General features: G+C 42.3%; 7 protein-coding genes. 1 reads left to right on the top strand and 6 read right to left on the bottom strand.

Going from position 1 to position 12,424, the window contains the following annotated elements; genetic code table 11:
- Positions 1 to 33 precede the first annotated feature (33 nt).
- A complete protein-coding gene (locus tag BMW53_RS09265) occupies positions 34 to 1,914 on the top strand; it encodes a putative glycosyl hydrolase (RefSeq protein ID WP_051567545.1) in 1,881 nt (626 codons plus the stop codon).
- 380 nt (positions 1,915 to 2,294) lie between these two features.
- On the opposite strand, the gene BMW53_RS09260 is transcribed toward BMW53_RS09265, so the two are convergent.
- From BMW53_RS09260 to BMW53_RS09235, 6 genes are all read right to left on the bottom strand, one after another.
- Positions 2,295 to 3,506 (bottom strand): MFS transporter, encoded by a 1,212-nt coding sequence (locus tag BMW53_RS09260; RefSeq protein ID WP_038555116.1) that lies wholly within the window; start codon positions 3,504 to 3,506, stop codon positions 2,295 to 2,297.
- 21 nt (positions 3,507 to 3,527) lie between these two features.
- Positions 3,528 to 4,880: a Gfo/Idh/MocA family oxidoreductase gene (locus BMW53_RS09255; RefSeq protein ID WP_038555119.1), complete on the bottom strand. Its 1,353-nt coding sequence runs from the start codon at positions 4,878 to 4,880 to the stop codon at positions 3,528 to 3,530.
- A gap of 28 nt (positions 4,881 to 4,908) precedes the next feature.
- The gene (locus BMW53_RS09250; protein WP_217642920.1) at positions 4,909 to 5,721 is read right to left on the bottom strand and encodes a ThuA domain-containing protein; all 813 of its coding nucleotides are present in this window, start codon (positions 5,719 to 5,721) and stop codon (positions 4,909 to 4,911) included.
- Between the two features lie 17 nt (positions 5,722 to 5,738).
- The gene (locus BMW53_RS09245; RefSeq protein ID WP_038555121.1) at positions 5,739 to 7,028 is read right to left on the bottom strand and encodes a Gfo/Idh/MocA family protein; all 1,290 of its coding nucleotides are present in this window, start codon (positions 7,026 to 7,028) and stop codon (positions 5,739 to 5,741) included.
- A 72-nt stretch (positions 7,029 to 7,100) separates the two neighbouring features.
- A complete protein-coding gene (locus BMW53_RS09240) occupies positions 7,101 to 8,921 on the bottom strand; it encodes a RagB/SusD family nutrient uptake outer membrane protein (protein WP_038555124.1) in 1,821 nt (606 codons plus the stop codon).
- An 18-nt stretch (positions 8,922 to 8,939) separates the two neighbouring features.
- Positions 8,940 to 12,122 (bottom strand): SusC/RagA family TonB-linked outer membrane protein, encoded by a 3,183-nt coding sequence (locus tag BMW53_RS09235; protein WP_081804933.1) that lies wholly within the window; start codon positions 12,120 to 12,122, stop codon positions 8,940 to 8,942.
- Positions 12,123 to 12,424: the final 302 nt, after the last annotated feature.

Genomic DNA, 12,424 nt, shown 5'->3' with positions numbered 1-12,424 from the left:
AAGCTCCGCATTTAAAACCAATAAAAACCTATTATGAAACGAATTATTATTTTACTTGTACTCGCCGGTGTTACACTGTTTTCGCAAGCCGGGAACTACAAAAATTATAAAGTGTCGGTGTATGTCAGGGCTTACGAGGTAGAAAAAATGAAAGACCTGAACTGGCTCGACTCCACCTGGACCATCATTTCGAACCAGGTAAAAATCGATAAAATTTACCTGGAAACTCATCGCGATTTACTAATCGTTCCTGATGAAACACTGGAGCAGGCAAAGCAATATTTTTTGGATAAAGGTCTGGAAGTTGGAGGAGGAATTACCTACACCATCGACGAATCGAACAATTTTGAAACCTTTTGCTATTCCAATCCTGAACACCGGGAAATTGTGCAACAAATTGCCGAACACACTGCCCGTCATTTTGACGATTTTATTCTCGACGATTTCTTTTTTACCAGCTGTAAATCCGATATCGAGATTGAAGCCAAAGGCGACATGAGCTGGACGGAGTACCGCACAAAACTAATGACTAAAGCCGGAAAAGAACTGGTTCTGGAACCGGCTAAAAAAGTGAATCCCAATGTAAAAGTGATCATCAAATACCCCAATTGGTACGATCATTTTCAGGGGCTTGGGTTTGACCTGCAAAACGGGGCACACCTGTTTGATGGAGTGTGGACAGGCACAGAAACACGCGATCCGTCGTATGCACAACATCTGCAAAACTACCTGAGCTACAACATTATTCGCTATTTCGACAACTTACGCCCGGGCTACAACTTTGGTGGATGGGTTGATGCCGGCGGCTCGAACATGGGAATGGACCGCTACGCCGAACAACTCTGGCTTACGATGTTTGCCAAAGCACCGGAAATTATGTTGTTTGCCTACAATCAACTAACCGACGTGCAACTGCGTCCCGAAATTCACCGAAAACAGTGGCAAGGTACGGGCACCAGTTTTGATTACGACGAAATGATGAAACCCATTCAGTTGCCCGATGGTAAAACCGTAACACCATCGACCATAGCCCGTGTGGCCGCTGTAGCTTTGGAACAAGCTGATGAAGTTGTTGGCCAACTGGGTAAGCCAATCGGGATTAAATCATACAAACCTTATCATTCTCTGGGCGACGATTTCCTGCAAAATTACCTCGGAATGATTGGCCTGCCTATGGATATGTACTCCGAATTTCCGGAAGACCAGAAAGTAATACTGCTTACTGAACAAGCCAAATACGATAGCGATATTGTAAGCCAAATGAAAAAGCAGTTGCAAAAAGGCGGCGATGTAGTAATTACCAGCAGCTTGTTAAAAGCCATAGAAAACGACATTGCCGACATTGCCGAGTTGCGTGCAGGCGATAAGAACGCACTTATTAACGATTTTGGCTTCTTCGGAAAAACCGAAAAAGACATCCTGATTCCTCAGGTGCTGTATCAAACCAACGATGCCTGGGAAATTGTTAGTGCCGGACGTCCGCTGACAAATGGTGTTAGCGGTTATCCAATGCTGCTTCGCACGCAATATTCTAAAGGAAACCTGTATGTGATAACTATTCCCGACGATTTTGGAAACCTTTACGATTTGCCCGATGGTGTTTTGAATATATTTCGCCAGATTATGAGCAAAGATTTGGGAATGTACATTGAAGGACCGGCCAAAGTAAGCCTTTTTGTTTACGACAATGATACATTTATAATTGAGTCGTTTTTGGATGAACCTGTAACCATTCAACTGGTTAGCACCGAAGATCTTTCCGCCATCTCCGATATTTCCGAAGGAGTTACGATTGAAAAACTCCCCGAAGAAATACCAAGCTTCTTTAGCCGCCGGATGAGAGATGCTGAAAAAACCAGCAAATTCAGTATTACTTTAATGCCGCATTCGTACCGGGTTTTTAAGAAAGATTGAAGTTTAGAACAAAAGAAAAAAGACTAGACATACAAATGTTTCTTGCTATTTGCAATGGAGCAGAATTTAACGAGTTTCACATAGGAGGGGCTGGCTTGTGACTATGCCTCTCCTCTCAAAGCTCGCTCACCGCCAATATCATCATTGTAATCCTTCAGCCAACGAGAAAGAATTTTTTTCTATTTTTACATTTCGCTGAACAACAATGACTTGCCTCGAATAAAAACTTAAATAGTTAATGACAAAAACATTGCGTAAAGACACATTCATTTCAGCACTGGCTTAAAAAAAACAGTATTGGCAATAATGATGGTTAATCAAATGCCAATACTGAAGTAATACTAACTAAACTAATCAAACTATTTAAGTCAAGTATTTTTCTAAGCTTCTACAACTTTCTTTTTTCTATGTTTTAAAAACAAGTACAAAAAAGCCAGCGAAAGAAATGCGGTAAGAATAATAACATACTGGAGTGTAGCTGCACCTGCAGCTAAATCATCCCCAAACTTGGTAGTTTGCACATCATAAATTTTACCCAATACGGGTTGAGCAATAGCTCCTCCAAGGAAGCCAATTCCTCCCATTATGGCTAATCCCAAAGCCCCGCTTGTGGGTACTTTTTCGGCAACTACTCCCAACATATTCGGCCAAAAGAATCCAATGCCCAATGCAAAAACCGTAGCCGACGCAAATAATACTGCACCGGATGAGATGCTCATTAAATAAAGGCCGATTCCGGAAAAAACAGCAGAGAACAGCAACACTCCAATACCCGATAAACGGTGAACAACCGGCCCCGCAACTAATCTGGCTAAAGCCATAATTGCCGAAATCCAAACCAGGATCAAGATTGCACCAATTCCTTCGCCAAATAAATTACTTACCGAATTATTAAACAACGCCGCAATCCACTGGTTGGTTCCTAATTCGGTGGCAGCTGTAAACAACATGCAAAAAGCCATAAACAGAAATAACGGAGACACACAGGCTTTAAGCATATCCTTGTACGATGCTCCAACGGTAACCCTTTCCGTTTTCGGAAATTTCTGACCGAAGAATAATATACCGTACACCAATGTAGGCACTAACATTACGGCTGTTTGAATACGCCACCCAATACCAATTTCGTTTAAAAAGAAAACGATAAGGCCTCCGATTACAATACCGGCCGGAAACCACATGTGAAAGCGATTCAGCTTTGCCGTTTTATTATTCGGATAAAGGGCCGTAACCAACGGGTTTGCTGCGGCTTCAACACTTCCGTTTGCAATACCAATAAACATGGTTGAAAAGAAAAGCGACCAAAAGCCCTGAGCAAAAATGGTCCAGGTAAGGCCAATAATATGGCAGGCAAAAGCAATTGCCATTACTTTTCCGATGCCTAAGATATCAATCAGGGGACCAAAAATTACCATGGCAAGTGTAAATCCCCAAAAAGCGGTTCCAACTATCCATCCAACCTCTGCCCCCGCGAGATTAAATTCTTCCATCCACGGAGTAATAAAGCCACCACGGGTTCCGAATGAAAGGGCTGTAACTACCAGTGCCAGACAGCTGGTGTTAAATAACAAAGACGTTCTGATTTTATTCATATACTTAGATTTAATTAGAATTTACCAAAGTTCTTCACCGTATTCCCAACCTTCACGAACGGGCTCTTTAATGAATTGATCCAACTCAGGGTGGTTGGTTACTTTCATGTTCGTTGCATCGTATTCAATACGTATATTAAATCGCTGAGCAAGAACGCCAATCAGCGCCATTTCTGTCAGGCCGGTTGCATAGTTGAAGTTCGAACCGGGCATTGGCCCATTACCTTTTATGGCATCCAGAAATTCCTTAACCGGCCCTCCCTCAATTCGGGGAATTGAAGGCGCAGGCATTTTGTTGGCAACCCAATCTTCCCACTCTTCATCCGACATAATCAGCATGGCGTTATTTGGCCGGCCACCGGTAATTATACTTTGTTTTTCGCCAACCATAATCATTCCCGAAGGCGGCAATTCATCAATTCCCCATTCAGGTCTGTTTTCCGGTTTTAATCCACCTTCGTACCATTTCAGAACTGCCGGTGGTTTATTACCTCTTTCCGGAAATTCAAAACGGATTATCGATTTATCGGGCACAAAACCATCAGGAGAACCCGAATGGAATTCAGTTTCAACAATAGTAGGCATTCCTAATTCTAATGACCAGAACGGAGCATCCAGCGTATGGCAGGCCCAGTCGCCTAATTCGCCATTACCGAAATCATAAAATCCTCGCCACGAACGCGGAACATAAACTTTGTTATAAGGGCGAACAGCAGCAGGCCCCAGCCACAAATCCCAATCCAGACTTTCAGGAATAGCTTGTTCTGCAGGCGGGTATTGCCCTGGTTTGGTGAAATATTTTCCTTCGCCAAATTCGGGTCCGTTAAACCAGGCAAATATTTCTTTTACTTCTCCTGTTACTCCTGCGTCGTACCATTCTTTTACTTTCCGGATACCATCAGTTGTATGCCCCTGATTGCCCATCTGCGTAATTACATTGTAATGTTCTGCTGCTTTTTTCAATGTTCTTAATTGCCAGACATTATGAGCCAGTGGTTTTTCAACAAAAACATGTTTGCCCAATTGCATGGCCGCCATTGCAGCAGGAAAATGACTATGATCGGGTGTTGATACCATAACGGCATCAATTTCATTAGCCATTTCGTCGAACATTTTCCGGAAATCTTTATATCGTTTGGCTTTCGGGAAGACAGTATAACCTTCAGCTGCACTTTCGTCGTTTACATCGCATAAAGCAACAATATTTTCATACCTGCTTTTACTCCAGTTTTCACGACCTCGCCCACCAACTCCAATAATGGCTATATTAACTTTTTGCGAAGGCGAACAGCTCAATAAGTTTGGAATTAATGCCGCACCAACACCTAAAGCAGAAGCAGATTGAAGAAACCTTCTTCTATCAATATTTCTCATTAATTACGTTTTTAAAGTTCTTATTCAACTACTGGTAGGCCGGACTCACCCAATCTTCTTTGGGCTGGTATTTACTTTCGCTGGCCCATCGTATTCCTCTTTTCATAATCTCCAAAGCTTCAGGAACTTCGAAATCAGCCATTACATGGCCCGAAGAGGAGAAAAAGACCCTTCCTTCGCCATAATATTTTTTGTAAGCTACCGGCATTACACAGCCGTCGGCCCACGGCGCATGACCTGCAATAAATTTTGTTGTTGAAAGTACTTTCACGTTCGGATCAACATGCATGTAATATTGTTCCGAGTGTAAATCGAAATCGTCGAGGCCGGCGGTTATCGGATCATCATGATCGACAATATTAACCCTGAAATCGATAACGTTACCGGGATGTGCTACCCATTGCGAGCCAATCATAAACTGGTATTCGGTATTGTTCCTGAACGAATCGTTCAGTCCGCCGTGCCACCCGGCAATTCCGGTTCCGTTTTCTTTAACGGCGGCTAAAAGGCCACTCTCCTGTTCCCGGGTAATCTGAGACATGGTGACGATTTGAATGATAAGATCCCTGGAGTCCATCAGATCTTTATCGAGGTAGGAATCAAGCGAATTAGAAACCTCAACCTCAGCTCCTTCAGATCGCATCCAGGGAACAAATACCTCAACAGACTGCTCAGGCTCATGACCCGGCCAGCCTCCCCATACATAAAGCACTTTTTTGCCTTTTAGCGAATCTGTAGTTTGTGCCTCAGCTGCTTTTGCCATATTCTTAGGCAGCAGGATCCCTCCGGCTCCTGCTGCTATTGTAGTTTGTACAAATTTTCTTCTGGATAAAGAATTCATTTCGAATAATTTTATGGTTATAATTTATATCCGTTGTGATATTCTCGGTGATAATGTTTTTCGGCCTCAGGATCGTTGATAAAATACTGAGCCTCGGGCGACCAGAGTACCGGACGGTTTAATTCGTAGGCAATATTTCCTAATATGCAGCAAGCAACAGTTCGTTGACCGACTTCTACCGGTGCAATAGGATCGCGGCGTGCCCGTACTGAATTGATAAAGTCCTCCACATGTCCGGCGCTTCTTTCATAAAGTCCTGCATCTTTTTCTCCCTGGTCAGGAGGCAGTAAGGACTTGTCGGAAGCTGCAATCTGCCCTCTTGACACTTCAATCCATCCGTCTTCTCCCCAGAATTTAAGCCCAAGTGTTTTTCGATCGTCGTAAGGCTCATTTACCATTTCAAGGCCGTTATCATATACATAGGTCAGGTATTTGGCTCCCTGGTAGCGCGGAGGTATCACTTTAACCGGCCCGCTGTGATCTTTTTTCAGTGCCCACTGACCGATATCGAAATTGTGTGCACCCCAGTCGCAGGTAAAACCGCCACCTGTTTCTTTGTAATATCTCCAGCGCCCCCAGCCTCTTTCTTTTACCGGCGGATCGATTGAAATTGGCAATGCAAGTGCCGAATTAAAATGAATACTATGCGGCAGTGGCCCCAACCAACGATTCCAGTCCAGATCTTCCGGAATTGGTTCTGCGGGTAAATCGTACGGATCGGGGCCCGGACCTACATAAGCTTGTACTTTTGTGAGTTTTCCGAAGGCTTCACGATGCACCATACCAACGGCATGTTGATAATTGCTGTCGGAACGTTGCTGACTTCCTGTGGCAAAAATTACATTATTACGACGCACAGCCTCGGCAACTTTTATACTTTCTTTAATGGTAAAAGTTATTGGCTTTTCCTGGTAGATGTCTTTACCGGCATTGCAGGCATCAATAGCAATTATTGCGTGCCAGTGGTCGGGAGTTGCAATTACCACTGCATCAATATCGCTACGATCAATAATAGGGCGGTAATCCAAATAGGTGGTCACCTCTCCATCGGGGTAATATTCTTTAACCTGTTTTTCGAACCGTTTTCTTTTAATACCATACACATCTGCTCCGGCCACTACTTCAACTCCTTTTATGTGACGGAATCCGTTTAATAAGTTCATGGCTTGCTGACCAAGGCCAATAAATCCAACACGTATTGTATCGTTGGCTCCAGCCTTAAAACTTTGTAATAATGGCAACGCAGTTATACCTGCGGCCCCAATTGAACTGGTTTGAAGAAACCTTCTTCTTGAAAAATTTGTCATAATTCAATTTTTATTGTTTAGTTGTATAGATTAAAATTTGCTCCAGCTGTTTTACAGCTGGAGCAAAAAAGTTTAATATCCCGGATTTTGTACGATTTTAGGATTTTGGTCAATAACATCCTGAGGAATAGGTGTCATATATTGTTTCAGATTAAAAGCAGCAGTCCACTTTACTTCTTCCTCAACACTATATACCCAAACACCTGAATTATCGCTTGGAACCGTGTTTCTAATCACCATGTTGTGACGCTGGGTACCCATTGTTTGTTCGGCAATTTTCCAACGTTTGTTATCATGGTATCTTTTACTCTCGAAACAAAGTTCAACACGACGTTCGCTTCGAATTGCCTCACGCATTTCTTCCTGCGACAGTCCTGGCTCGAGATCAGGAATACCACCACGCGCTCTTATTTTATTGATAGCACTGTAAACCGACGCATCGGGGCCTACAGCCTCATTTTGTGCTTCAGCATAATTTAACAGTACTTCGGCATAGCGGTAATAAACAAAGTTTTGTCCGCTGGCATCATCGGCAGGAGGTGCATCAGGATTCAGCTTTTTCTTTTGATAATAGCCCGAGTCGCCCGCATCAGTTTTACCGGCCAAATCAATCTGGTTGGTTTTATCCGGATTTGGGTAGGTTTCATCAATCCGGGTATAAATAATGTCGGTTTCGGGCATCCAATCCAGTTTATATGGTGCACCATCGTAAACGATAAAGTCGTAAAACCGTGGTTCTCTGTCAACATAAGGATCTTGTGGATCGTAACCCGAAGTTGGATCGTTGATATCTTTTCCATTTGCCATTTTAAACTCATCAACCAATTCCTGTGTTGGATTGTAATTTCCCCAGGTCATATACTGGCCTAACACATAAGTTGGGCCTCCCCGGCGTTCGTAATTGGCTCCCATACCTGAAACATTGGCAACAATTTGCCTGTCCCAGATTACCTCAGAGTTATATTCGTTAGCAGCCCTCCAAAAGTTGGCAATATCATCAAACAGTTCGTAATACTGACCGTCGCCATACTGATCGATAAACTTTTTATTTGTAGCAGCAGCCTGGGCATACAATCCCGCTCTTGGAGATGCAAAATGAACGATGTTTTCCGGATCTGGCAGATAAGGCGTGCCGCTGTTAAAGAGTTCGCCGGCTGCAAATAGTTCCATCCAACCTTTTAATGCCAGAGCTGCACCAATTGTAGCATGTCCGGCTTCTCCATCTCCTGCATTGTATTTCACAGGTAAATATCCGTTATTAACGATTGCTTCCAGCTCGTTAACAATAAAATCAAATGTAGCACCAAACGATTCTCTCGGATAGAGCAATTCTTCTTCTGTCATCGCATTTCGGTCGAGTGGAACAGTAATAACAGGCAAGCCACCATAATGCATAAACATTTCACTATAGAAAAATGCTCTTAAGAATTTGGCTTCATCCATACGTTTATTGTACCAATCGGTAGAAAAGTTTTCTTTATTCTCTTCAATCTTTTGAATGAAAGTATTTGCTTTTCTGATGTAAACAAAGAAATTTTCCCACGAATAGTTTCTTTCAGTTGGTCCCTCAGTTCCGCCCCAGGGATTAGTCGTACTTGATGATGGCGCTATACATACACCCTGTCTCCAGTTAGATGACGTATAATAGTGACTTATATTATAATCATCGGTATAATAATCTAAATTCTCTTCAGAGTTCCACTTATTTGGAAGCTGGCTGTACACGTCATTTAAGAAAATATCGGCATTGCCATCTGATGCCCATTGTGTAGCATCGCTAAGGTTTGCTTTATCAATATTTTCCAGAAAATCCTCCTGATCGCAAGCGGATATACTTAGTATAAACAAGGTTAATATTCCTAAGCGGAGTATATTATTTATATTTCTTTTCATGATGTATCGTATTATAAGTTAAAAAGTTATATCAATTCCAAATGTAGTTGACCTCATTACCGGATAGGCGGTTTCTCTTAAATCGTATCCCATCTCCGGGTCAACATGCTTAAGCTTACTAATTGTAAACACATTTTGGCCTGTTACATAACAACGAACATCTCCAATACCCAATTTATCAGTTATCCTGTTGGGCAGGGTATAACCAATGGTAGCGGTTTTTAGTCGTAAGTAATTGGTATTTACCATCCAGAAATCGGTTTGCTGGGTATTATTATTGTAAGGAGATGGTGTAGCCCTCGGGTATTTTGCATTCTGATTTTCCGGAGTCCAGCGGTTATCAAAATATTCATACGATGTGTTACTTCCGTTGTTCTCAAAAGGCACTGTCATAAACTGATAGGTTCTGATACTGGCTTTGGCAGCTCCCTGGAAAAATAGGGCAACATCCAGGTTTTTCCATTCCAAAGTTGGGGTAAAACCAAAAGTCATTAACGGATAAACCGGATAACCAATTTTTGTTTCATCATTCGAATCGATTTTTCCATCAGGTACTCCATCAGGGCCACTTAAGTCGGCATACTTAATATCACCGGGATGAAGTTCGCCAAACTGTTCAACATTATATCCGTCAGCCGAATTTATTATTCCATCGCCATTGGTATCTTCAGCGGTGGTAAAAAGGCCTAACGCTTTATATCCGTAAGGTGTTCCAAAAGGTTGACCAACCAATGTACGGTTGGGGTTATTTGCCTGCGCATCGCTTTGGAATACTTCTACCATTTGGTTTTTGGCATAACTAAAGTTGGCTGAAAGTCCAATAACCATATCGTCGTTTACATTGTAAACACTTGATGCATTTATTTCGATACCGTTATTTTTCATTTCTCCTTTATTCTCCTCCGACAAATCGAGTCCATACTCCACAGGGAGTGTTACCTGCGGAGCCAGAAGCATACCGGTACGTTTTTCGTGGAAATAGTCAAATTCCAGGTTCAAAAGCCCGTCCCACATATTTAAATCGAAACCAATATCCATTTTGGTTGAAACTTCCCAGGTAATTTCAGGGTTCGGTTCACTTTCGTTGGCCGATCCCTGAACAAGCGAACCATTTCCAAATGCATACGCATTTCCGCGAAGGCTGTAACCTGCCAGATACTGGAAAGCCTCACCGGCAAGCATACCCGATTGCCCCCATGATGCCCTTAGTTTCAGGTTATTGATATTTCCTTTGTCGGCCATAAAACCTTCTTCAGAAACACGCCATGCAGCAGAAAATGCTGGAAAATATCCCCAGCGTTCTCCCGGCGCAAAGTAGTAGTGCCCGTCATATCTGCCCGATGCTTCGAGCAAATACTTATCCATATAGCTATAGCCTACACGATAAACGTAACCAATTTCGCTACCGGTTGCCGAAGCTCCACCGTTGTCGTAATCGTTTTTATCGGAACTACCAAAGTCCATTTCATCAATTAATATGGCAAAGTTGTTTCTGCGTGTCCAGAAATTATCTCTTGTTGACTCTCTCGCTTCGGCCACAAGCAAACCGGTTACACTGTGGTCGCCAAATGTACGGGCATAATTCAGGTAAGCCTGATAGGTAAAATTAGACCACCTTTCTTCTTCAATCCTAAGGTAGCTATACAGCGGAGACCATCCTTCCTGTGTTGTTTGTGCTTCGGTAAATGAATAGGGCGTTGTGGAATAATCAATTACATGATAAATAAATGGAAGGTGCCATTGTTTTGTTCGTTGAATATTAGGGTCGTAGCTAAAAACGCCTTTAAAATTCAAACCTTCAATAAAAGGCAATTCCTGCTCTACGGTTATGGAAGTTAAAAGGGTTTTTCGGTTTATCAGCGTATAACCATCTGATTTTAAAGCTGCAATTGGAGAGCTTGCCGATGATTCGCCCCAATGTTCGCCATCAGAATAAAGCAATGTTTGTATAGGTACAAATTTGTAAAATGTTCTGAAAAGGTGCCCTCCACGAGTACTTTCACCGGGATCCAGTTCATCCGTATCTTCTATCGATCCGTGAATTGACATACTTACTTTGGTAGTATTGGTTGCCTGTAATCCAAGGCTGATATTGTAGCTATACCTTTTATAATTGATTTTATCTACAATTCCTGCCTGATCATAATATCCCAAACCTGCGTGGTAATTAAATTTTGATGAACCGCCACTAAATTCAAGGTTGTAATTCTGTACCGGTACGTTTGTATTCCAGTGATCAATAAATTTTGAGTCGGGATATAAATCCGGATCCTGTCGGTGTAAATTCGGATAATCGGCAATTAAATCCGGATTATTAGGAGGAGTTGTTCCATTTGGTGTTAAGTTGTAATAACCTTCATTTTGTAGCGCCATGTAATCCTGCGCATTCAGCATTTCCGGCAAATAGGTTGGATTCTGAATTCCATAAGACGAAGTTAAGCGAACCACAGGTTTGCCGGCTGTACCTTTCTTGGTGGTTATAAGAATTACGCCGTTGGCACCACCAATACCGTATGGAGCAACTGCGGCCGCATCTTTCAGGATTGTAACCGACTCGATGGTGGCCGGATCAACCTGGCGAATATTATCTCGCTTTACCCCATCAACCACAACCAACGGATCGCTGTTTCCTGTGGTAACAACACCGCGGATATGTATGTCAGGGTCATCGAAACCCGGTTGCCCTCCGTTAGGACGCATACTAACACCGGCTAATTTACCGGCCAACGCCTGCGAAATATTTGGAACCGGTACCTTGGCTAATTCTTCCCCTTTAACGGTACTGATTGCACCGGTTACGGTAGTTTTTTTCTGTACACCGTACCCGATGGTAACTACTTCTTCAATACCAATTACATCAACTTCCATGGTTATATTAATAACCGTTTGATTACCAACGGCTACTTCCTGAGACTGCATCCCGATAAAAGAAAATATCAGGGTATTATCAGGCGAAACATCGCTTAATGAGTAACTCCCGTCGGTGTCGGTAATTACCCCATTGTTTGTTCCTTTTACCACAACGGTAACACCAGGGAGAGGCGCCCCGCTGTTGTCAGTTACTTTTCCAGAAACTACATTTTGCTGAACATCAGACACCTCTGTGTTATCCCGATTTGAATCAGAATCGCTGACATTCGATGAAGTACTGGCTGAAACATGAGTGAAACTTGTTAGCAGAAGAATTAATACAAGTTTCATCGCGAGCAATAATTTCTTTTTCCTGTTAAAATACAGAAAAAAACAAGTTGCATTTTTTTTCATAAATTCAAGTATTAAAGTTATAATTAACGGTGTTTTTACACCCGAGATTTAATTTGCCCGGTAATTGTTGGCGCAACTGCCGGGTTTTTTATTCTTATTTATTTTCTAAATCATTAAAAGTGCCCTCCTTTTACTTATTATCTTTATTGAATATCCGTAAATACTCATAATTTGATTTATTTCATTATCTTTAAGGTAGTTAAAACGATATAGATGAACCTATTTACTTTCACAGCACA

Source organism: Draconibacterium orientale (genome assembly GCF_900111425.1).
Classification (GTDB): Bacteria; Bacteroidota; Bacteroidia; order Bacteroidales; family Prolixibacteraceae; genus Draconibacterium; species Draconibacterium orientale.
This window is presented reverse-complemented; position numbering and strand designations above follow the sequence as displayed.